This is a genomic window from Brucella sp. IR068 (assembly GCF_049065885.1).
Lineage (GTDB): Bacteria > Pseudomonadota > Alphaproteobacteria > Rhizobiales > Rhizobiaceae > Brucella > Brucella intermedia.
The window spans coordinates 15,977-39,795 of the sequence record NZ_JBAKHE010000023.1 but is presented as its reverse complement, the minus strand read 5'-3'; the positions used below and the strand labels follow the sequence as shown (position 1 = coordinate 39,795).

The window sequence follows — 23,819 nt, the reverse complement described above, 5'->3', positions numbered from 1 at the left end:
ACGTGGCCTGCCATCAATTGCAATCCTGATGGATGCTGGTCATTATGTGTCATCGTCTTGGTATCCGGGTTGTCCGGAAAGGGACAGCGCGCCGACCTGGAGCTTCATGGTTGCTCATATCCATGGCACGCCCAAAATCTTATCGGAAGCAGCGACTGCAAAGCATCTCCAAGAACTCGTCAAACATATGGAAAAGGGTCGTGACAAGCCTTGGCAGATGAAGGAACTCGGCCCCGGTGGTCTGGAGCGGCGTCTGCGCAATATTGTCGGCTACGAAATGCCTATTGAGAAGATGGAAGTCAAGTTCAAGCTCGGACAGGATGAGCGGGCAGCAGATATGAGTGTTGCGATCAAAAAGTTGCATGAAGAGGGGCGGGAACACCTCGCCGAAATGATGGCCCGTCACTGCAAGCTTACAGAATAAACTGGATTGGGTTTGTGACAGTTCGAGAGTGCCGCAGGAGGCAAGGCAAGCTTGCTCGCTCGGCTTCAGAAAAGAGGCAGCACTGTAGTGCCTACAGAGCAAGAACCAATCAGCTTCTTTGCGAGCGCGGTGCGAAATTGCGGGCGGCATTATTCACCAGCAGATCAATCGAGCCGGCTTCCGTCAAGACGGTCTCGACCAACCTTGTCACGGATGCCTCATCTGTAACGTCACAAGGTAGCATGGTTATACCTTCCAAGTTTTGAAAATTTGCGCGCCTGTTCGTCCCGAACACGCGGTATCCGGCGTTAAGCAGTGCTTTTGCCGTTGCCAGGCCGATGCCGAAAGAGGCTCCGGTAACAAGAGCAACATCAGGTTTTGAGCGATTCATGGGATAGTCCTTAAGTTAGGAAATTTACAGCGCGCCGAGGCTGTCGGTTCGGTTTTTTGAGGCTGCTTCAAATTTCGCCGCTCCAAACGGCGGAAAAGTACGCTGGCATTCACGCCTCCGAAGCCGAAACCATAGGAACGCGCATATTCCATGACTTTCGACTGGGTTCTTTCGCCATGAAACCTAGACCTTTACCGACACTGTCCGGGTCATTTAAATTAAGAGTAGGTGGTACGATCTGGTCGCGCAAAGCAAGGATCGTAAAAATTGCTTCAAGCCCCCGCGGCCCCCAGAAGATGGCCGGTCGTTGATTTGGTTGCACTGACAGCGACGTTGGCCCCGGCACCAAATACGGATCTTATAGCCCTTATTTCTCTGGATCTCCGATCTGTGTGGAGGTTGCGTGTGCATTGACGTGAGCGATATCTTCAGGAAGAACGGATGCCTGAGATATTGCAATCTCTATTGCCCGGCGTGTGCCGCTGCCGTCTTCCGGACCAGATGTGATATGATGAGCGCGCCAGTGCCTGGGTGAAGGCTTCGATTACGAGGATTCCCGCACCTTCTCCCATAACAAACCCAGCGTCAAAGGAACGGGAGGCCTTTTCCGGAGTTTCATTGAAGCCAGTTGAGAGCGATCTTGCGGCAGCAAAGCCGGCAAGGCTGACTTTAATCACACAGGCTTCCGTCCCTACGCAGATCGCGGTATCGGCCTCGTTGGATCTGATAAGGCGCGCGGCGTCTCCGATTGGCCGTTCGTCGGTCCGTCGAAGACAGGGTGCTGTAAGCCGATCGTTTCTCAAGTAACTCAGGAATGTCAGCGTGCGCCAGTGGCCATACGGTGCAAATGTCCGCAGGTCGCTTGCCTCTTGGACGCCAGCCCCTGATCAGCGATATGTTGGCCTTGATCCAGGTCTCATCAATGAAGCAGAACAAAACTGATTTGGGAACCGCTGTCGCTCAGAAAAACACGGAAACGCTCTGGGACTAATTGTGCCCGGAAATAAGACCACATACATCCAGCCAGAACTTTGCGATAGAATCTGGAACACGGCCAGCCCTCCTGACCCAATGAATGCTCAATTAAAAATAATGGAACTCAAGCAGACATCAACCTGTCTTATGAATAAAAATAAGCTACCAACATCTTGAATAAGAGTTATAAATTTTATTCATCAAAACATAATAAATATGGAGTTATTTATTACGATTGACGCAATAATAATTTAATATAATTTCATCACTGTGAATTTAATAAAACTCCAGCACAATCCGCGCAAAAGATAATAAGGCGATATTCTTTATTGCATTTAATAAAGCATAACCACCTATCTGATTTCCGTATAAATCTCTTTGCGTCCATATAAGCTTGTCCGTTCAGGTTTAAGATCTTGAGTATGCATGACCAGTGGCCTCAGTATTTGTCCCCCATGTCGTTAAAGCAGTGAGACCAGTTCAAAACTGGTGTGTACCCTTACATCACTGAGTGTTTTTCGCTGTCTGTAGCTGAGTTTTCTGTGTCCCGACAACTGCCGCTGCAGCTGGTTCGCCCTCCCAAGTTGGTGGTCGTTGCGGCACGGTTTGGGAAACGACGGCTACAGCCTCCTATACATTTAAAAGGCGAGACAACATGCGTAATCGCCTCGCAATTCTGACAGGGAAGAAGCCAAGACTAACACAGAAACACACTAAAGGAGAGTATTATGCATACAAGAAAGACTATGCTCAGTATATCCTGTTTCATGATCTCGGCAGGACTGCTATCCGCCGCTCATGCAGCGCAAGTCGATGGTAAATTGCAGGTCAAGGTTAATATTGGATCAGCCTGTGAGTTGAAAAGCGGAGACACGTCAGTTCTTGATTTTGGAAATTTAACCAATCTGAACGATAAGGATCATGAGGCACAAACGACTACCGGCTCTGGCATTGAACTTCAATGCGGCAAAGGCATTGCATTCAAGGTAGGATTAGATGCGGGACAGAACCCCAAATCTCCCGGTAATGTTTGTTTACGCAGAATGAAATCTGGCTCTGAATATATTGACTATCAACTTTATTTACAGCCGAATAATTATCAACGATGGGGACTTGAAGAAAAGGGTGGAACATTTGTATGGTCTGGTATAGGTGACGGAACTATACAGAAGCATATCGTGTACGGCGTAATTTTGAAGCAAGCAACCCCATCCTCCGGAACGTATAATGATACTGTAACTGTTGTCGCGACCTTCTGAATATTTGTATAAGTATTCCGATAACGTGTTTTCTGTGTTCATTGTGGAGAAGGAGCGTGAGCCCCGGCATTGTCCCGGTTAGGATTCCTCGACAAACTTTGGCACGTTCAAAATGTCCTTGAGGGAAATGACTCAGATCAAGACATAGCAACCCACAAGAAATATACATAAATTCAGTAATTATAATATTGCATTAATTAGTATTATAGCAGATTATCCAATTAAATAATTGGAAATCAAGATTTTTCCTCATGAAATTGCGGTTTATTTTGAATAGCCATCCTTGGAATTTGCGTGATTAATAAAAGTATTAATGCTAACATTATTGTTAATTTAAGCTATACATCATTCTATAGTAAGTTGTTTGTATATTCTGCATTAAATGCCTTGCGATACAATTTACTATTTCCAGTATTACGTGGATAATATCCGGGTATTAATGCAATTCATCCCGTATAAATGAAAATCATGTAAAACATTCTCATGCTTTCACGATGCATGATTTTTTACAGTACGCCGACAATAATTCTCTATTTTAGATATGGAAAAACAACATATTAATTTCGCGATGTAAGTATGACTATAAGCAGAACATTAATTCAAACAGAACGCACACTAAAGGAGAATATTATGTATACTTTAAAACTAATGACCAACATATCCTGTTTGATGATCTTGGCAGGGTTGGTGCCGGCTGCTAATGCTGCACAAGTCAATGGTAAATTGCAGGTCAAAGTCAATATTGGAGCGGCTTGTGAGTTGAAAAGTGGAGATAAGTCCGTTCTCGACTTCGGAAGCTTGAATAACCTGAATGATAAGGATCATGACGAGCAAACTGCTGCCAGCACTGGTGTTGAGATTCAATGTAGCAAAGGCATAGCTTATAAAATAGGTCTCGGTTACGGGCTCAATCCATCTAATAGTCATCGCCAGATGAGCAATGGCGGTTCTTTTGTATCATATGATCTATACCGAGATTCTGCTCGCACTCTATGGTGGGGACGGCTTATAGACACTTCGTCTATACTTAGCGGCGTAGGCAATGGTGTTATCCAATCGTACCCGGTTTATGGACGCATTCCCAAGCAGGCCACACCTGCGACCGGCGCATATTCCGACACTGTATCCATTGAGGTTAGCTTCTAAAACCCTCCCGGAGATATTTCCATGTCCAGAATTTCAGTCTTGCTGGCGGTTGTCTCCGGGTTGGTTTGCGTGAGTAGCGTTCAGGCCGCATCTTTGCAGGTGTCGCCGATTTCCCTCGATCTCACCGCACCCGCCCGTACATCCTCCGTCACACTTCGCAATAATACCGACGGTACAACCAATGTTCAGATTCGTGCTTACAAATGGACTCAGGTCGCGGGTGTAGACCAATTGATGCCTGCCAATGACGTTATCGTTAGTCCGCCTGCTGCCGCGCTGCGGCCAGACACAACCTATACGATCCGTGTCGCTCATCTTGGAGCGCCTTCCCAAAAGATTGAGCAAAGCTATCGTCTCCTCATTGATGAACTGCCTGACATCAATGTTCGTCGCCGCAACACCGTCATCAATTTTGCCACACAATATTCCATTCCGGTGTTTTTTTCCGATCAATCCGCGAGTGCAGATTTGCGTTGGAAAATGCAGCGCAAAGGCAAGGAGCTGGTGATCGAAGCGACCAACTCGGGCACACGTCATGCCAAGGTTGCTAATTTAAGTGCTTCAACGCCTGGCGCACGCGTCAGTTTTGGCAGTGGTCTCAATGGCTATGTGCTGCCCGGCAGCACCATGCGCTGGGCCGTTGCAGTCGGCTCCATTCGGACCGGGGACAAAGTCACCATCAAGGCCGAAGGGGACGACTATGCCGTTAACCAGTCAGTCGTTGTCTCGGGCCACTAGATTAGTAATGACGCTCTGGTGCTTGTTATCCGCAAGCACCAGAGTGGCACAGGCTGAAGAAGCCGCGCCCGCCAACCCTTCAACACAAACATTTATGCTCGGTGTTGTTATTAATGATCAGCCAACCGATGCGATCGCCGCTTTCAAGCGTCTGCCCAATGGCAGATTTGTTGTCACACCGGGTGACTTGGAGACTGCAGGCATCAAGTCAAAGATTGGCAAGTTAGGTCCGGATGGCTTGATTGATCTCGATACGCTGGTCGGCGTTACATGGCGCTATGATGAACCGCGCCAGCTCATACTCTTTACTGCACCGGATGCCGCTCGTGTCCCTAAACGCATCGATATCGGTTCAACAGCCAAACCCATCGACTTTTCCCGCGTGCGCTCCAATCTGGGCTTTGTCCTTAATTACACGCTGTATGGCGCCACGGGTTGGGGCGGTGGTTCGCACAAAGCCTTTAGCGGCAGTTTTGATGCGCGGCTTTTGACACCATACGGTGTCACTTCGACCTCGGCGCTTGGCAAGTTTGATGCCTTCGTGGACAAGACGAGTGAATTCAGCAACGGACTAACCCGTCTCGATAGTAGCTGGCGCTATACCGATCCCAAAAGAGCATTGGTGTATCAGGCTGGTGACAGTATTTCTGGCAGCCTTCCCTGGAGTTCCTCCTGGCGATTTGGCGGCATTCAGTTAAAGCGCAATTTCGCCATTCGCCCCGATCTCGTCACCTCCCCGGTTCCCAATCTGTCCGGCAGCGCCTCCCTGCCTTCATCGCTGGACCTTTATCTTAATAATATCAAAGTCTTCTCAGGCAATGTGCCGGCCGGCCCATTCGATTTCCGCGGACTTCCCTTTATCAATGGCAATGGTGACGCAAGCATTGTCATGCGCGATGCACTTGGTCGTGAAATCCGTACACGTTACGCTTACTATTACGGACCCAACATGGTGGGTAAGGGAATTTTTGACTTCTCGACCGAACTCGGCTTTCCCCGTCTTGGCTATGGTGAGAACTCTTTTGAATATGATCAAAATCTAGCAGGTTCCGCCAGCGTGCGATACGGTCTGACTGACTGGCTAACCATAGAAGGCCATTTTGAAGCCACCAGAGGTCTGGTCAACGGTGGCGCTGGTTTCATCACCAGTCTGGGGTCTTTCGGATCGTTTAGTGCCTCATTGGCTGTCAGCCGTTACAGTGGCGCAGGCGGCGTTGAGAACGGTGGCAAGGCGACAGCCACGTTTCAGACCGGATATAATGGCTATTCGTTCTATGCCGATACCAGTCGTAGTTTTGGTGATTACAATGATATCGGCTTGGTCGTTGACCGGCTGCATGGAGCAAAAACACCGGTCTCCGTTCGCGCGCGCAGCATCGACAATGTGGGCATTTCTTTCCCGCTCTTTTTTGACCCCTCTTCGCTTGGAATTAATTTCTCCCGCGTGCGCGGTGCAGGCAAAGGTGACGATGCCAGTCTTTTGAGTGTTTCGTGGTCACGAACCGTGTTCGAAAAGGCCTCTCTCTATGCGACCGCCTATACGGATTTCGAAAAACGCAAGAACTATGGGTTTTTTGTGGGGTTCAGCATTCCGATTGGCGATAACATGACGGCCTCGGTCAGTGCCGATAGTGATGGTGTTGATACCACTTTGACAAAATCTGCGCGCCTTGGCGAAGACCCGATTGCCTGGTCATTGCGCGATCGCGAAAATCTAAGAGGCGGAGGTAACCGCTCAGCTACCGTTGATTATCGTTCCTCCTTTGGCGAGTTCTCCGGTTCCGTCGATCAGGCTGGTGACATGGGCCGCATAACGGCCACGGCAGATGGTGCGCTTATCATTGCCGGTGGCGGTATATTCTTTGTCAATCAGGTCAGCGACTCCTTTGCTGTCGTCAAGGGCGGCGGGCCCAATGCGCCAGTTTCACTCAATGGTCGGCATGTCACGAATACCAATTCCTCTGGACATGCTGTTGTATCGGACCTGCAATCCTATCAAAACAATACGGTCACCATCGACCCCACGAACCTGGCTGTCGATCTCCAGCCCGAGAGCACGCAGGCCATTGTTGTGCCCGCAGATCGATCCGGTGTTGTCATTGATTTTGGAACAAAACGAATGAGCGCTGCGACGGTCATACTGACAAATGCAGAAGGCAAACCTTTGCCGATGGGAGCGGAAGTCTTGCAGGACGGAACAGGACAGCCCGCAGTTATGGGGTATGACGGCCGTGTATGGCTTACCGACCTGTCTCCGAAAAACAACCTGACCGTAACGTTGCCCGAAGGGCTTGGCACATGCCATGCAAGCTTTGATTACAAGCCGGTTCCGGGCTCCATACCTGAAATTGGCGGGGTGATATGTAAATGAAACGGAGAGCTTTCATGTATATGTCGGGTGTTTTCCCCCCTAGCAGATGCCTGGGCAGTCACAAAACGGCTCAGTCGAACATCTTCCTCTGCCTGCTGGCTCCGATCATATTTGCCATCCTCACATTAGAACTGTCACCGGCTGCGGCCGGTGGCGGTGGGGTCTGTACCCTTAAGAGCCTTGGCACATTCGGCAATACAGTGGTCGATGTTGTGGGGAATGCGGCTGCATCGGCAACAAGTCAGGTGGAGTATAATTGCAGATCGTCCATTAAATTCAACAGTATACAATTTTGCACCTACATACAGGCTGCAGATGGCAATCAGGCAAACTCGCAAGCAGGCAGCACTTTCTATCAGGCGCGGGACGCCAATGCGCATCTTGCCTGGCAGATGAGGCTTCAAAATGGTGGAGATATGCCGGTTGGAAAGTATGGTAGCACAAGATCAACTGTTGGCTGGACACATTATACCAATTGGTCGCCATCAAATCAGAGCACCATTGCCTCACAGCAACTCACATTAACTTATCTCGACCGCCAACAGCAGGATCGTGTGAAGGCGGGCGTTTACAGCAACGCTTATCAACTGGTCACACAATACAAGTTCAATACCGGCACCCCTGCGTCATCGTGCAGTTCAGGTATTGCCGATCCCGACGGAACGATCTTCAGTAATTTTATGACAACTGCGAATGTTACCAAGAACTGCCAGTTGGAGAATTTTCAGGACATTGATTTCGGAAATCAAAATGGACTTGAGTTTACGTCCAGGGGTGCAGGCCAGTTCCGTGCTTATGGCAATGTCGGTATTCGTTGCACATATCAGACGCCCTACAAAATCAGTATAAATAGCGGCGATAATCCTGAAAATGGTGTCGCACGATTAAAGAGTGACAATAATTTTTTACCCTACAAACTGCTCCAAGCAGGATGTAAAGCGGCATGGGACGACAAGAATGTTCTTTCCGGTAACGGCAATACCGTCAACATTGTCGATAATCATCAGGTCTGCGCGGAAATTTTAACGCCACTCGCAATAGCACCGGCACCGGGTATCTATATTGATACCGTTATTGTAACAGCAACGTTTTGAAACAAAGAAAGGAGTAATATCGCCCTGGATTCTGTCGTAGAGTTTTTGGCTTTTCAAGGTTGGAGTTGCCCCTTAGACGTTTGATCACAGGCATGGATGGATCGGGATGAACCTGCATCGTTCTGGCTCTTTTGTCCAGTATTTGCAGATGAATTCATATGGAGCGAGGCCCTTGAGGGTCTTTAATCGTCGGGTAAAAATTGTAGGTCGATACGAAATTGTCGAGATGCTGGCGGAGTCGGTCGCGGCTCTCATAATAAAGCGCTTGACGGTGGTGTCCTTGATGGTTCGGTTTATGCGCTCGATCTGGCCATTGGTCCAAGGATGTTTTGTCTTGGTGGTGCGATGCTCGATATAGTTGGTGGCGCAAGTATATTCGGAGGCACGAGACGGCGGTAAGATAATGCGCGCCCCGCAACCAAAAATACCAAAAACCCGCCAAATGACGGTTTGGCGTTCAAAAATAGCTCACTCTCCACAACATACGAAAGCCGCTCCCAGCACGCTCCACGCTGACACTTCACCCTCGCACAAGAATCTGGAGGTGAGGAAAAGACTTGGCGTGGCGCGGACAATGAAAACTCATGGTACAACAGTTGTCGCATGATTAATTAGGCCTACCACATCCACGGTATCGCCAATCTTACAGCAAGTTTCTTCGACGGGACGAGGTCAACGTTTCCTGGACCACTACTTCACCAGCCGTACCGAACGCGTGTGAGGCGGCGTCGGTGGGGCGGTTGCTACAACAAGAACAATGACAAGTACCCAGTCTATGATGAACGGTCCGGAGATACGAGCCTGTCAAGCTGGGTGACCGCTATGCGTATAACGGAACGCTCGGGTTCCGTGTTTCATTCTAATCCTTTTCGTCTGCAGCTGAGTTTAATGCGTCTGTGTTAATTCAACAAACCGGAATGTTGGTTGGTCCCAAAACTCTTGCCGAATTCAATAGTTTAGCAAATCCTTTGATGACGAATAACATTTGGCGGGCGGTTGCGAATGAGCAATTTGGGCTGGCGGGAATTGCCCCTCCGCAACCAGGCTGTCAACGGCCCGGGTGGGACATCGGCGACCTGCAGGCAATGGAAACGGGGGAAACGTCGCTTCGCGAATTCGACTGCGCTGGGTCGCGTTCTGTGCGCGCTCATGGTTCCCGCAGCAGTCATCAGCAATTCCTCATTTGTAGGGCCCGTCCGTGCCCAGCAGCAATCTGGCTCGGGTGGTGCGGGCGGTGCGGAAGGCACGCCCCCATCGCATTTCGACGCCAAGGGAAATCCGGGCGGACAGGGCTCCGGTGCTTCCGCCATGTCCGGCGGTGGCGGCGGCGGAGGTGGAGCAGGCGGTGCCGCGGGTGGGAATCACGTTGGCAATAACGCTTCCGCCGGAAGGGGCGGCGCTGGTGGCGAAGGTGCAAGAAGCGCGCATGGCGGTGAAGCGGGCACCAACGGTGTCATTGGATATCTAGGGAGTTCGGTCCCCGGTGTTCTGCTCCTGCGCGGTTTGGCTGGCGATAGCGGCAAGCCAGGCGATGTCGGGAAAAAGGGGCAAAGTGCATTTGCAACCGGCAATGGCGCTTCCGGCGGTGGCGGGGGCGGAGGCGGTGGGGGCGGAACGGGCGCGATTTTCACCGGCGATGTGATGACATTGCACCAGCAGACGGTCATTGGTGGGGATGGTGGTGCTGGTGGTGCTGGCGGAAAAGGTGGCGACGGCGTTACCGTATGGAACGTCTTCACTGTTTCTCCGGGCGAGGGTGGCAGCGGCGGGGGTGGCGGTGGCGGTGGCGGCGGTGGCACCGGCATATCAACGGCTTTCAACCTTACTGTCCGCAGCGGTGGCACGATTTTAGGGGGCATGGGCGGTGCTGGCGGGGCTGGCGGCATCTCGGGCATGCATGCGGACGAAAACAACAGCGGCAGCATCATGGTCTGCGAGGACGATGAGGGCGAGATTGAATGTTCCAGCCCGATTTCGATCCCGTCCGCATCTTATGACACGCTTACAACCGGCGGCGGACGCAGTGGCGACGGCGGTGGCGGTGGAGACGCTATCAGCAGTTCGGGTCAATCCGTAATCGCGATTGAAACAGGTGTCACGGTGCGTGGTGGCGATGGCGGGCGGGGCGGTGCAAGTCTGCCCGGCGGCAATACGGCGTCCGATGGTGGACACGGAGGTCGTGGTGGCGACGGGATCACGTCGACGGGCGAGGCTGCAACCATCACTAATGCTGGTGCCATAAGCGGTGGTAATGGAGGCAACGGTGGACGCGGCGGTGGTGGTGCGGATACCGGCGGTAATGGCGGCAAAGGTGGCGACGGCGGCATCGGTATGTCCATGAGGGCCGGCGGAACGCTGGCCAATGTAAACGGGGCCAGTATCTCGGGCGGCAACGCCGGTGCTGGTGGTAAAGCGCCATCAGCTCCCTTCAATCCGCCATCCTGGTGGTACAAGGGCGCGGATGGGCAGAACGGAACCGCGGGGGTCGGGGTCTATTTCTCGTCCGGCGACGCGACGTTGTTCAACGCCGGTACGATTTCCGGCGGTGTCAATCAGGACGGTTCCTACGCCAATGCAGTTACGTTTTCCGGCAGCAACAATACGCTGGTCCTCGGAGCGGGTTACACCTTCAACGGCAAGGTGGTTGCGGGTTCGAGCGCCCAGAACACGCTGGTCTTCGGCGGAAGCGGTACGGCTCAGTTCGAACTGACTGGTTTTGAAAGGAGATTTCAGGGGTTCGACGCGCTGGAGAAGCGTGACAGCAGCACATGGACTTTGACCGGCTCGGCTGAAACGTTCAGCGGCGATCTCGGTGTTCATGGCGGAACACTGGTTCTGGCCTCCGGTGCTCAGCTCAACACCACAGACGTTCTTATCGGTTCGGTGCAGGGTGAAAGCGCCTTGCTGGAGGTGACGGGCAGCGGCACCAGCCTCAACATAAGCGGCGCGTTGAATGTTGGAGGTTACGGCGATGACTCGCTGAATGTTGAAAATGGTGGGCGGGTTAATGTCGGCGGCGATCTTTCCGTCGGCGACACTGCATCGGCGATTGCGGGTTTGCAAAATGGGTTGACGGTCAGCGGGAAGGGTTCCACGCTTCATTTCGGTGGCACCGCCGATATTGGCGCTCTCCTTTCTGTGACGGACGGCGGCGCGGTTCACGGCAGGCAGTTACACGTTGGTGCGGGTGATCCGGGCAGCAATGCGGCGCAGATCACGGTTGATGGTGCCGGTTCGCTCCTGAATGTTGCTGAAATCGATGTCGGTTCGGTCGGGAACGGTTCGCTGACGGTGTCGAATGGCGCAAGCGTTGGACAGGCTGCGGCGGGCAGCGTCTTGCAGGTCGGACAGAACGGCGCGCAAGGTATCGTGAATGTTGGCGCGGCTACGGGCGATACCGCGGCTGCAGCCGGAACAATTCACAGCACTGTGGCGCTGGGCAATCAGGGCACGCTCAACCTCAATCATAATACGACCGGCTACCGCTTCGATACGACGGTGGAAGGCACCGGCACGGTCAATTTCCTTGGCGGAACGACGACAGTCTCCGGGCAGGGACTGGCCCAGTTTTCCGGTCAGTCGAATATCGACAACAGCAGTGTGGTCCTGGCGAGTTCGGCTGTGGTCGGTGGCAATGTCGCCGTCAACACTGGCGGCACACTGAGTGGTTCCGGCACATTGGGCAGTACCATGGTCAGGAGCGGCGGTACGATCATTGCCGGTTCGCAGTCGCAACTGAAGGTCAACGGCGATCTCACGCTGGAGAGTGGGGCGAGCTTTAACTACGATCTAGGCACGTCCAACGCCCATAAGGCTGCGTCCATTCAGGTCAACGGTGATTTGACATTAAACGGTGCGACAGTGAATGTCACCGGCACCTCCGATAGCGCATTGATCGGCTATCATCGTCTGATTTCCTATGGCGGAGCGCTGACGACTGCCAATGCCGGTTTGGTGGTAGGCGAAACGCCGATTACCGATCCCATCGGTTATTCATATGCCATCGATTACGCGCCGAATGTCGTGGATCTCATAGCGCTGCCGAACGGTCTGGACCTTCTCCAGGTATGGGGCGGCAGTGCATCGGCTCTTGACGGCGGCGATGGAACCTGGTCGGCATCGGATCAGAACTGGCTCGATCCGCTGGGCGGCAGCAGCGCACTGGGTTCGGGATGGGGAAGCGCCTATGGGGTGTTCCGCGGCATTGGCGGTACGGTCACGCTGGATGGAACGCAAACAGCTGTTGGCCTACAATTCGTGAGGGGCGATTATACTATCACCGGGGGCACCGCCCTGAACCTCATCAGCTACTCGGGAAATGGTATTATCATCCCCGTGCCGGAATTACGGGTACTGGCCGGTGAAACCGCAACAATCGAATCGACGATTACCGGAAGCAAGGGTTTTGAGAAAACCGGTGACGGGCTGCTCATTCTGTCCGGTTCCAACAGTTATTCCGGCGGCACCATCCTCAGTGCGGGCACCCTACAGATTTCGGCGGCGGATAATCTAGGGCAGGCCAGGAACGATCTTACGATCAACAACGGCACCTTACAGACGATCGGCACCATATCGTTTGGCAGTCTTGTAACGCTCGGTGGTGAAGCGGCATTTGATGTCGCATCGGGCACGGAACTGCAACTGACCGGGATTATTTCCGGTTCCGGTTCGTTGACCAAGCAGGGCGATGGCACGCTGCTTGCCGGAAATACGGCCAACGGATGGTCCGGTGGCACGCTGATAGAAGCGGGAACATTGCGCATGGCGGCAGGTAGCGCCGGTGCGTTGCCCGATATGACCGACTATGTGATGACCGGCGGTACGCTGGATCTCAATGGCAATGCCCTGACCATGCGTTCCTTGTGGGGCAGCGACGGTATCATCGCTATCGATAATGCGAGTCTTACCGTCAATCAGGATGAGGACACGGTTTTTGCGGGCGACATAACGGGCGCAAGCGCCAATAGCAGCCTGACCAAGGACGGCGACGGCATTCTGGTCCTGACCGGCAACAACAGTTTTCAGGGGCGGACCAATATTCTGGGCGGTATGCTCGCAATATACGAGGCAGAGAATATCGGCACCGGAGCGGCAGGCATTTCAATCAGCAATGCAACGCTCACGACGCTTGGCGATATTACCTTGGCCCGCGATTTTGAACTTTCCGGTACGGCGACAGTCGACACGCTGCTTGGCACGGCGCTCGATCTGACCGCCGATGTGTCGGGCAGCGGCTCGCTATATAAGGAAGGGGCGGGCTCGCTTATCATCAGCGGCGGTGCCAGCCATAGCGGCGGTACCACGATTGCCAACGGTTTCCTGCAAATCGGCAATGGCGGCACCACGGGTTCGATTGCGGGCAATATCGTCAATAATGGCGGTCTCGTCTTCGACCGCCTGAACAGCTACACCTATTCCGGCATGGTTTTGGGGGCGGGCGCGTTGATCCAGGCAGGGGCGGGCACCACTGTCCTCACTGGTGAAAACAGCTATACCGGCAACACGTTTATCGCTGGTGGAACGTTGCAGATCGGCGATGGCGAAACCACAGGCTCTATCATCGGTGGTGTTCTGAATGAAGGGATTCTGGCCGTAAACCGGTCGAACAACTACAATTTCGAAGGGCTGATCGTCGGCACCGGTTCATTCGTGCAGGCGGGCCCCGGTATGACCATTCTCACCGCCGACAACGCCTATTATGGCGGGACGACCATCGCCCATGGCACGCTGCAACTTGGGAACGGCGGTAATTCAGGCTGGATCGAAGGCGATGTCGTGAATAATGGCACGCTCGCCTTCAATCGTTCGAATGCAGTGCTTTTCTCCGGTGCTATCAGCGGCAGCGGCAACGTTAACCAGATCGGCGCTGGAACGACGGTTCTTGCAGGCGAGAACAGTTATACCGGTGGTACGATTATTCAATCCGGCGCGCTGGTCATCGGCAATGGCGGGATGACCGGCTCAATCAAGGGCAATGTCGAGAATGACGGCATCCTTGCCTTCAACCGCGCCGACACGATGACTTATGCAGGCACGATCAGCGGTTCGGGTGGGGTGCAACAGATTGGACGAGGCACAACCATCCTGACCGGCAGCAACAACTATACCGGCGCGACGACGATTGCAGCCGGGCGCCTGCAAATCGGCAATGGCGGTACGTCCGGTTCCATCACCGGTCACGTGCTCAATGACGGCACGCTGGCCTTCAATCGTTCCGATACGGTGACCTTCGACGGCATGGTGTGGGGCGAGGGAAAGCTGGAGCAGGCGGGCGCCGGTACACTCGTTCTTACCGGCAGAAATCAGTATGGCGGTGGCCTCACTATATCCTCCGGCACACTGCAACTGGGGGATGGCAGCGAAAATGGCACGCTTACCGCCAATGTCGAGAACAATGGGCAGTTCATCATCAATCGTTCTGGAACGGTCGTGCTGAAAGGCGATATTTCCGGTTCCGGTTCGCTCGAGCAAATCGGCAGCGGCGTGACGGTGCTCGCAGGCAATAACAGCTACGGTGGTGGCACCACGTTGCAATCCGGAACGCTGGTGGTCGGGCTTGGTGATAGCGGAGGGATTGCGGGCAATATCGTCAATAATGCTTCGCTCGCCTTCAATCGCGCGGACAAGTACAGCTTTTCGGGCGCCATTTCCGGGACAGGCGCAGTCTGGCAGATCGGCGAGGGTACAACCGTTCTCAGCGGCAACAGCAGCTATTCGGGCGCGACCGGCGTTTATGATGGCCGGCTGGCGATCAACGGCTCGATCGCGACCTCATCGCTGGTCACCGTCTATGGAGGCGGCGAACTTGGGGGGAATGGCAACGTTTCCACCACGCATATCGACGGGGGCACGCTTGCGCCCGGCAATTCCATCGGAACGCTGACGGTGAGCGGCGATTTGAGCTTCACCGGCACATCGACCTATGCCGTGGAGGTTTCGGCATCTGACGCCGATCGGGTCAATGTTACTGGTCGGGCGGATTTGGGTGGCGCGACGGTGGCAGCGACGTTCGCACCCGATAAATATGTCATGCGCCGCTATACGATCCTCAATGCGGGCGGCGGAATTGGCGATACTCGGTTCAGTGCGGAACTGGCGACCGATCTGCCGCAGAGCTTCAGCTCAAACCTCAGCTACGATGCCGGCAATGTCTATCTCGACCTGACACTGAACATCATCGGTCTCAACATGAACCAGCGCAATGTCTCGGCGACGCTGGTCGATTATTTCAATCGTGAAGGACAGATCCCGCTGGCCTATGGCGGGTTGGATGCGCAAGATCTGACCGTAGCATCGGGCGAACTGGCGACGGCCGTTCAACAGACGACCGTCGATGCGATGAGCCAGTTCATGGCGACGCTGGCCGATCCGTTGGTCGCGGGAGGAACGAAAACAGCAGCCTCCGTTGAACACGATCCTTTCAAGACCCGCTGGAATGTATGGGGTGCAGGCTTTGGCTCATCGCGCTCGGTCGAGGGCGACAGCAACATCGGATCGCATGATTTGCGCAGCAGGATCAACGGTATGGCCGTCGGCGCCGACTACCGGCTGTCGCCCGATACCTTGCTCGGCTTTGCCGTGGGTGGCGGACATAGCAGTTTCAGCGTCTCCGATGGTCTCGGCAGCGGCAATTCCGACCTGTTCCAACTGGGCCTTTATGGTCGCCAGACGGTCGGAGATGCTTATTTCAGTGCGGTCCTGGCTTATGGCTGGCAGGATATCGAGACAGAACGCGCTGTCACGTTGAATGGTTTCGATACGTTACAGGCCGGTTATGACGCCAACGCATGGTCAGGTCGTCTGGAAGCCGGTTATCGTTTCGACACGCCATGGATGGGGATTACACCCTATGCCGCCGGGCAGTTCGTCAGCCTCGACCTGCCGTCCTATGGAGAAAAGGTCGGCAGTGGTGAGGATACCTATGCACTCGACTATGCATCCCGGCAGGAAACGGTCGGGCGTAGCGAACTGGGCTTGAGAGCAGACAGATCCTTTGCGCTCGGCGACGGAGTTTTCACCCTGCGCGGCAGGGTTGCGTGGGTGAGGAACTTCAACAATGACCGCATCACCTCGGCTTCCTTCGTCGAACTGCCAGGGGCCAGCTTTGTCGTGAACGGCGCTTCAGTCTCGCGCGATACGGGCCTTGCAAGCATTTCAGCCGAAATGCTGTGGGACAACGGCTTGTCGCTGGGTGCGGCTTTTGACTCGGAATTTTCGGAAGCGAGCAGCAATTATGCCGGAAAGGGCATGCTGCGATATAAATGGTAAGATCGTCGGGCTGGCGGAACTGCGCCAGCCGAGGGGGCAATTACGAACGCGGAACCCTGGTCCAATGGCCGGTGCCGCCGTCATTATAGAAATCGATGTCAAAACCCTGTACCTGACCTTGATCGACTTTGAAGACGATGGATGCGAGCGAACCAACAAGTTCGGCTTCTCCGACCGGGACGAAGGCGAAAGTGTCGCCGTCCCAATGTTGCAGCGGGAACTGCATTTGCTTCGGACCGAGAACGAGTGTCAGCGTTCCGTTGACTTCCTTGACTTCCGTCTTGCCAAAATAGGCATTATCGAAACTGCCGGTATATTCCTGCAAGGCTTTGGACGGTAATGGCGCGGCTGGCTTCTCCTTGAAGGACAAGTCGCCCTGTGGCTGGAAAAAGCCCTTCATGGCACCGTTATATGCGGCGAACCAGTCCCGGGAGGCTTTGCCGTAGAGCGCTATGTCCGTGAATTGCGCAACCACCGATTCCGCGGCGCCCACCGGTGCGCCATTGGTCAGGACGATGATGCCGATATCGGCCGAGGGTACGATCTTGAACGCCGTGCCCGCGCCGAGCAGGAAGGCGCCGGAATGGCCCATCGACGGGCGACCGCCGAGTTCCGTGTTGACGTTGAAACCATAGCCATAGAAGCCGGATCGGGCGCTGGTATCGTGTGCGCGGGCGCTGAAGGATTGCGGCGAAAGCGCTGGCAGGAGCGCCTCTTCCGCGATCAGGCGCTTACCCTTGTACTCGCCATTGGCCAGCAGCAGTTTCACCCATTCCGCCAGATCGACGACGGTGGACGACACGCCGCCTGCCGGCGCCTGTTCATCGGCATTGCGCTGCCCGAGAGGCAGGAACCTACCGTTCTGATAAACATGCAGTGCGGCGCGATTGTCATTCGCCACATAATCGGCATGGCGATAGCTGGTCGATTTCATACCCAGCGGCTGGAGAAGCTGTTCGTCGGCGAGTTTGTCCCATGGTTCATGCGCTGCCGCTGCAACCGCCTCCGCACCGATGGTCGTGCTGAAATTCGCATAATGATAGGAGGTGCGGAACGGATCGAGCGGCAAATGCTGCAAGCGGGCGATGACGTCGTTGCGTTTGAAGCCGAGGTCTTCGAGATCGTCGCCCGCCGTGCCCGGCAAACCGCTGCGATGTGCAAAGAAATCCCCGATGGTTCCGTGTTCGGACACATAGTCGTTGTTCAGTTTGAAACCGGAAAGATGTTTTGCCACCGGATCGTCCCACGCAACCACGCCCTTCGTCACCTCAATGGAAGCAACCGTCGCGGATATGGATTTCGAAATCGAAGCGATCTGGAACACGGTGTCGGCATTGACGGCGGCGTCCTTGCCGATTTCCCTTTTGCCGTAGCCTTTCGCAAGCACGGTCTTGTCGCCGCTGACCACGGCGACCGCCATGCCGGGAACATGGCTGCGCTTCATGATGTCGGCCACGATCTGCGGCAGGGCCTTGAGCGCGTTTTCGGTGCTTCCTTTCGGAATTTGCACGACATCGGCAGCCGGATTGGGTTGGCGCTGAATGGAAACCGACTGCGACAGGGCAGCTGTCGAGCAGCCGAGCACGAACAGACAGGCTAGGACGATGGATGACGTACTGGTTCTCATGCTGGCTTTCATGGCTGCCTTAAAACCCCGTTTGATAAGCGATGCGGAAAACACCCTGATTGATGTTCAGGGTCTGGTCGCGTTGGTGGACGAGCCCTGTTTGCAGAATGATGCCGATAGGCGTGACATAGGTAACTGTGCCTGCTACGCCCCAATCCCAATCGGATTGAAGCCCGTATTGCGCCAGTCTTTCGTCCCCGCCGGACAGTTTGCGTATCGCGGTTGTGGCGTTGAACTGCCAGCGGTCGTGGGAGAGCGACAAGGATGTCACGCCATTGCCATTGGAGACCGGCGTGCCACGAAAGGCGCTTGAAAAAGTGGCTTCGTTGAACCAGCTCAGGTTCCACTTGTCGGTCAGAGCCGTGTCATAGCGCAGCCGGGCGGAAATCGTGTTGGCGCCTTCGCCATAACCGGGCTCCGCCTCCAGTCTTCCGACATCCACGCCGCCGGATATGTTCTTCAAGCCCGGCACGTTGCGGAAATCATAAGTCAGGATGAACGAGTTCAGGTCGTTGCTGAATGCAGGCGGTTGGCCTTCGGTGGGCGAGATGAAACCGTCGTCGAGGCTGAGGCGGCGGTCGAGAACCGTATCGTCGCGTTTGAACACCAGACCGGCGAAGGAATGCGCGCCCATATTTTCGGTATTGAAGGTATAGCGACCGCCAAGCCCGATGGAGCCCTTATACTGAAAATCATCGGTGAAGCCGGTGTAAAGCCCATCAATGGCGTGCCAGCCGTCGCCGAAGCCGATGTCCATCTTGCCGCCATAGAGCGCAAAATTGTCACGGGTGTAAGAGGCGAACAGGTTTTTCAGATTGAAGCCAAGATCGGAAAAGGCGTTGTCGTTCGTTGCTTCTACGGAAGAGTCGAAGGTGATTTTCGAAAGGATGGAAAATTGCTGCGACAATTGCCAGACAAGGGCGGCTTCCGCCGTGGGCTGCACGCTGTTCCAGTGCGAACGCGGAATCTGACCGTTGCTGTCCTTGATGCCGAAATAGCCGGTATAGCCGGTCATGAACAGCAGTTGACCGTTCAGTTTCGGATAATCGCCGGTCGCATCCGTGTCGCCCAGCTTGCTGTAGGGCGTCAGGAATATTTCGGTTTTGAAAATGTCGCGCTTTTCTTGCGCAAAAGCGTCTGGCGTTCCGGCCCCAAGCAAGGCTGTGGCACCAAGCAGAGTGCTGTATATCAGGTGACCGGAAAAGGCTGCTTTCTGTCGCCTGCCAAATCGCCGAAGCGGCGCGAAATTCTGCATGGTTATCGGGCCAGTTCAGCGGCCAGTTCGCGTATCTGCGAATGGATATTCTCGAACATGCCGAAATTGACCCGGCTGGCAACGACGAAAATACCGAGCTTGCGATTGGGCGACAGAACCGCATAACTCATGAAACCGCCGAGACCACCGCTTTTACCGAGCAGGAACGGGGTTTCATCACGGGGCAAGGTAGCAACCCAGCCAAGCCCCATGCCGTCCCCTGCCGTTACTTCGGTCCCAACTACATGCTTCAAGCCGTCATAAGGCAGCCAAAGCGTATGATCGATCAGGGCATCTTCCCGCAACTGGTCCGCACCGTCTAGGTGCCAGCGCATCCAGCGCACCATATCGTCCGCAGTCGTGTAGATACCGGCGCTGGCATACATGATATCGGGAACAGGGCTGTTGGCATCCGGCTTGTCGAGAGGGTCGAGCCCGGTCATCAGCCGCTTTTTCTGCTCGTCGCTTAATACGTTGGTCGTGTCGGTGAGCCCTGCCGGTTTCAGCACCTCATTGGCGAGAACAGTGGAATAATCTGCGCCGCCGGCCTTGGCGAGTGCATCACCCAGAAGGCCGTAGCCGAGATTCGAATAAATCGTCGTGGTGCCGGGAACATAAGCAGGCTTGTTGCTGCCGATCCACTTCCAGTAATAATCACGGTCGAAGGCCGCAAACGGATTATCCGTGATTTTCGTATCGGGGTTGGGCAATTCGCGCGGCAGACCTGCGGAATGCGTGGCCAGATCGAGCAGGGTGACAGGGCGTCCGTTAACTTCGACCTTGGCACCTTCCGGCGCATATTTTGCGAGCGGATCGGTCAGTTTGAGTTTGCCTTTGGCGGCGAGCGCCGCCAGCACATCACCGGCAAAAACCTTGGAAACGGAGGCAATACGGAAAACCGAATGCGCGTCCGGCTCGACATTGCTGCCGGGGGCTGTCTCCCCATAGGCCTGGATGATGCTTTTATCGCCCTGCACGACGGCGATGATCAGTCCCGGTGCACCGGAGTTGAGAAAAAGCTGCATGCCTGCCATGGATACGGCATCCTTCAAGGCAAGATCTTCAGCTTTTGTCTGAACGTTGTGGGCAAGCAGAATACTGGCGGTGGCCAGCGAGAGTATTGTGAAATGCGCTAGCATCCGAGATGGCATGCGGGAATCCTCAAAGAACCGTTGGGGAGGATGTTCTGGTGCTATCACCATCCAGTAAACTGTGGGAATAACAAGAATCCAAGGACGAAACGACGTGCCGGTTTGACGAATGACATGCCACCAAAAGCGCAATGGTTCCGACATGTTAAGCGATTATATATGCCCATACGCTCGCGCAGTTGTTTTCGGTAGGAGCGTGACACGGGCCATGCCCGGTCAACAGACCGCATCCTGATCTGCCATTTGTCAATTTTTCTGCGGTCCACATTGACGACGTGCAGCGAATTGACGAAAGCGGTTCTGTGTACCCGGAGAAAGATTTTCGACGGCAGCAGGCTGGACCACATGCCCAGCGAGCGCGAATCGAGCAGCATAGACCCATCTTCGAGCCAGATTTCGCTGTAATTGCCTGCCGAACGCACCCCGACGATGATTTCAGGTTGAACGCCGCGCACCACGCCGCGATTGCTCAGATAGACGAGGGGCGCCGCATTTTCGGGCGCGATTGTCTTTTCCAGCGCGTGACCGGTCGAGTATTTTGCCTGTCCGATGAGATTGGCGCATTGGAACAGGGCGTTGACTTCGCTGGTCGACCATATCTTGTTCGCGACGGTCGTGTCGAAGCCGATGATGCCGCGCAGTTTGTTGTCATAGAAGACGGGTACGCTGAGGACGCTTTTATTGCCCTGACGGAGAAACTCTACCTGGATCGCACGCGCCGTCCGGGGCAGGTCTGTCACGTCGTGGACCGCCACCGCATGGCCCAGAACCAGATATTTGTGCAGCCAGGCGATGAGCGTGGTGGGCGTTTCCTGAAGCTCGGAGATATAGGCCCTGGTCTGCCCCCGGCACCATTCATGGGTGTTGCAGAACCGAAGCAGGTTTGGCCGATACTCGATCATCCATGCCCGGTCTGCGTTCGATGCCGTGCCCATCAGGGCGAGTTGTTCAGAGATAGCTTCATCGACGGCATATTTGAGCAGGTTCATGCCGCAGAGATAGGGCCAGTCCAGCACTGCGCTGCGCGCAAGGTCCGCCTTGGCGTGAATCCTGTAAGAGCCTAGGTCTTCTGACACGTCGGTCTGGAGCATGGCCTGTCCCCCGCCCAACCCGGAAATCGAGTGAAATGCCGCGGGGTGTTTTCTTGTCCGATTGGATACCCCGGCATCATTTGCACCAACGAAAAGGGGTGAGCCTACTGCTGATGAATTAGCAACATCAGTTTTGCTCCAACGAAGGGCTTAGTCAAACTTGAGTTTTGAAAATTGGCACTGTGCTGTGTTTTTGTGGGACGTTGTTCCAAAGACCCCGAGAACAGTTGAAGATTTTGGTTGGCGCAATTTTGCTGTCCGATCGCGATTATATCTTGCGCATGCTGAAGCCGGTCGTTTCGGTCTGCCTTTTTTCGAAGCATTTGTCTGGCGCAAATAAATAATCGACGCATCGCGCTTGCCAAAGGTGATGGCTAGCTTAATAAGGCGAAAATGAAAAACAGCTAAACGCTTGATTTTACTGGTGCCGCTTGCGTGACTCGAACACGCGACCCCATCATTACGAATGATGTGCTCTACCAACTGAGCTAAAGCGGCCCGGAACGTTGCGTTCCAATTTCCCGAAGGAGCCAACCGTTTCCGGCTGGACGGTGCGCTGATAACCAAAAGCAGGGAGGAAAGCAAGGCCCAATTCAAACAAACTCCATGTTTGTTCAAAAGCTTTCACAACATGCACGTCGCCACCGCCCTCCAACGCGCAAAAAGCCGGATTTATGAGTAAGCAGGCGATCGTGCCGTGCGAACCGGAAGGCAGTTCTCCCGCGCCAGCCGTCTCGCCGGCGCGGTACCGTCACGTTTCCCGGAATCATGCGCTTGCGCAAAGGCGCTGGCGGGCTTCCTTATATTCCCGCTCGAGGCGGTCGATCAGTTGTCCCGCAGGGGCTACTTCATGGATCGCCCCGATGCCCTGGCCGCAGCCCCAGATATCCTTCCAGGCCTTGGCGCCTTCCTGCTGCGCAGTCTCGAAATCCATCTTGGAAGGATCGGCTTCGGGAAGGTTGTCAGGGTCCATGCCGGAATTGGCGATGGATGGCTTCAGGTAGTTCCCTGCAATGCCGGTAAAGTAGTTGGAATAGACGATGTCGGAGGAAGTCGAGTGGACGATCATCTGTTTGTAGGCATCCGTCGCGCGCGCTTCCGTCGTGGCAATGAACGGCGAGCCGATGTAGGCGAGGTCAGCGCCCATGGCCTGTGCGGCAAGAATCGAGTTTCCGTTGGCGATGGCGCCCGAAAGGAGCAGGGGACCGTCGAACCAGGAGCGGATTTCCTGCACGAGCGCGAAGGGCGACAGCGAACCGGCATGGCCGCCCGCACCGGCTGCCACCGCGATGAGACCATCCGCGCCCTTGCGAATTGCCGAATTGGCGTGACGGTTGTTGATGACGTCATGGAGGACGATGCCGCCATAGGAATGGATTGCCGCATTCACTTCCGGCACGGCACCGAGCGAGGAGATGACGATCGGCACCTTGTATTTCACGCAAAGGCCGAGATCGTGCTCGAGGCGCTTGTTGGAACGGTGCACGATCTGGTTGACGGCGAAGGGTGCTGACGGCCGGTCCGGATTGGCCTTGTCGTAAGCAGCAAGCCCTTCGGTGATTTCCGCCAGCCACTCATCGAGTTGTGCCTCTGGACGGGCATTGAGAGCAGGAAAGGAACCGACGACGCCTGCCTTGCACTGCGCCATCACCAGAGCCGGATGCGAAATGATGAATAGGGGAGCGCCAACCACCGGGATGCGCAATCTGCTTTTCAGAATATCCGGCAAGGCCATTTTCAATCTTCCTCCATGATTGACGTTTCCGTAAACGTAATAGTTCTAGCATCTCCTTGCCGGGCGGCAATATCAAAAGCACGCAAGCGGGTCTGTCGCCGCTCAGCCGTCTTTCGGCATTGCGACAGAACATGCCGAACACGATCGATATGGCGCCCCTTATTTATTGGACGACACGCGCGAAGAGAATCGCCGCTATAGTTGAGGATGTTTCGAGCACCTGCAATGGGTGCAGTTTGGTATTGCAGAACTATACGGATGGGGGAAAACCGCATTCAGAGTTAATATTTGGTG

The 23,819-nt window shown here is 54.7% G+C and carries 13 protein-coding genes, 1 tRNA gene and 3 pseudogenes; 7 read left to right on the top strand and 10 right to left on the bottom strand.

Features of this window, described 5'->3' with window-relative positions:
• On the top strand, positions 1–424 hold a 424-nt coding region (locus tag ACOWVS_RS22150), incomplete at its 5' end, for an FMN-binding negative transcriptional regulator (protein ID WP_420973144.1).
• A 109-nt stretch (positions 425–533) separates the two neighbouring features.
• Here the strand turns inward: ACOWVS_RS22150 and ACOWVS_RS22145 are convergent.
• The 3 genes and pseudogenes from ACOWVS_RS22145 to ACOWVS_RS22135 form a co-directional block, all read right to left on the bottom strand.
• Positions 534–815: an SDR family NAD(P)-dependent oxidoreductase gene (locus ACOWVS_RS22145; protein ID WP_006469351.1), complete on the bottom strand. Its 282-nt coding sequence runs from the start codon at positions 813–815 to the stop codon at positions 534–536.
• Positions 812–1,564: pseudogene (locus tag ACOWVS_RS22140) on the bottom strand (beta-ketoacyl synthase N-terminal-like domain-containing protein); the annotation flags it as partial. The gene ACOWVS_RS22145 and the pseudogene ACOWVS_RS22140, both read right to left, overlap by 4 nt.
• Positions 1,564–1,742, bottom strand: a pseudogene (locus ACOWVS_RS22135) (IS630 family transposase); the annotation flags it as partial. The pseudogenes ACOWVS_RS22135 and ACOWVS_RS22140, both read right to left, overlap by 1 nt.
• 776 nt (positions 1,743–2,518) lie before the next feature.
• Between ACOWVS_RS22135 and ACOWVS_RS22130 the strand changes: the two are divergent.
• The 5 genes from ACOWVS_RS22130 to ACOWVS_RS22110 all read left to right on the top strand — a co-directional run bounded on the left by ACOWVS_RS22130 (position 2,519) and on the right by ACOWVS_RS22110 (position 8,398).
• Complete coding sequence (locus tag ACOWVS_RS22130; protein ID WP_050791028.1) at positions 2,519–3,049, top strand: Csu type fimbrial protein; 531 nt, start codon at positions 2,519–2,521, stop codon at positions 3,047–3,049.
• Positions 3,050–3,679: 630 nt separating this feature from the next.
• Positions 3,680–4,195 (top strand): Csu type fimbrial protein, encoded by a 516-nt coding sequence (locus tag ACOWVS_RS22125; RefSeq protein ID WP_006470554.1) that lies wholly within the window; start codon positions 3,680–3,682, stop codon positions 4,193–4,195.
• A 21-nt stretch (positions 4,196–4,216) separates the two neighbouring features.
• Complete coding sequence (locus ACOWVS_RS22120; protein WP_006469346.1) at positions 4,217–4,933, top strand: fimbrial biogenesis chaperone; 717 nt, start codon at positions 4,217–4,219, stop codon at positions 4,931–4,933.
• 43 nt (positions 4,934–4,976) lie between these two features.
• Positions 4,977–7,304, top strand: a complete 2,328-nt coding sequence (locus ACOWVS_RS22115; protein WP_006470555.1) for a fimbria/pilus outer membrane usher protein — start codon at positions 4,977–4,979, stop codon at positions 7,302–7,304.
• 14 nt (positions 7,305–7,318) lie between these two features.
• Complete coding sequence (locus ACOWVS_RS22110; protein WP_006470556.1) at positions 7,319–8,398, top strand: Csu type fimbrial protein; 1,080 nt, start codon at positions 7,319–7,321, stop codon at positions 8,396–8,398.
• Between the two features lie 84 nt (positions 8,399–8,482).
• Here the strand turns inward: ACOWVS_RS22110 and ACOWVS_RS22105 are convergent.
• Positions 8,483–8,776: pseudogene (locus ACOWVS_RS22105) on the bottom strand (integrase core domain-containing protein); the annotation flags it as partial.
• Positions 8,777–9,400: 624 nt separating this feature from the next.
• On the opposite strand from ACOWVS_RS22105, the gene ACOWVS_RS22100 reads away from it, so the two are divergent.
• Positions 9,401–16,666, top strand: coding sequence for an autotransporter-associated beta strand repeat-containing protein (locus tag ACOWVS_RS22100; protein ID WP_006470557.1), 7,266 nt, complete (start codon positions 9,401–9,403; stop codon positions 16,664–16,666).
• A 40-nt stretch (positions 16,667–16,706) separates the two neighbouring features.
• Here ACOWVS_RS22100 and ACOWVS_RS22095 read toward each other — a convergent pair whose 3' ends face one another.
• From ACOWVS_RS22095 to ACOWVS_RS22070, 6 genes are all read right to left on the bottom strand, one after another.
• Positions 16,707–18,293 (bottom strand): serine hydrolase, encoded by a 1,587-nt coding sequence (locus tag ACOWVS_RS22095; RefSeq protein ID WP_006470558.1) that lies wholly within the window; start codon positions 18,291–18,293, stop codon positions 16,707–16,709.
• A gap of 19 nt (positions 18,294–18,312) precedes the next feature.
• Positions 18,313–19,452 (bottom strand): hypothetical protein, encoded by a 1,140-nt coding sequence (locus ACOWVS_RS22090; RefSeq protein WP_245670727.1) that lies wholly within the window; start codon positions 19,450–19,452, stop codon positions 18,313–18,315.
• A 98-nt stretch (positions 19,453–19,550) separates the two neighbouring features.
• Positions 19,551–20,699: a D-alanyl-D-alanine-carboxypeptidase/endopeptidase AmpH gene (gene ampH / locus ACOWVS_RS22085; RefSeq protein WP_100229458.1), complete on the bottom strand. Its 1,149-nt coding sequence runs from the start codon at positions 20,697–20,699 to the stop codon at positions 19,551–19,553.
• A gap of 44 nt (positions 20,700–20,743) precedes the next feature.
• Positions 20,744–21,790, bottom strand: a complete 1,047-nt coding sequence (locus ACOWVS_RS22080) for a GAF domain-containing DNA-binding protein (protein ID WP_170873288.1) — start codon at positions 21,788–21,790, stop codon at positions 20,744–20,746.
• A gap of 422 nt (positions 21,791–22,212) precedes the next feature.
• A tRNA-Thr gene (locus ACOWVS_RS22075) sits at positions 22,213–22,288 on the bottom strand.
• Between the two features lie 268 nt (positions 22,289–22,556).
• A complete protein-coding gene (locus tag ACOWVS_RS22070) occupies positions 22,557–23,525 on the bottom strand; it encodes an NAD(P)H-dependent flavin oxidoreductase (RefSeq protein ID WP_006470561.1) in 969 nt (322 codons plus the stop codon).
• Positions 23,526–23,819: the final 294 nt, after the last annotated feature.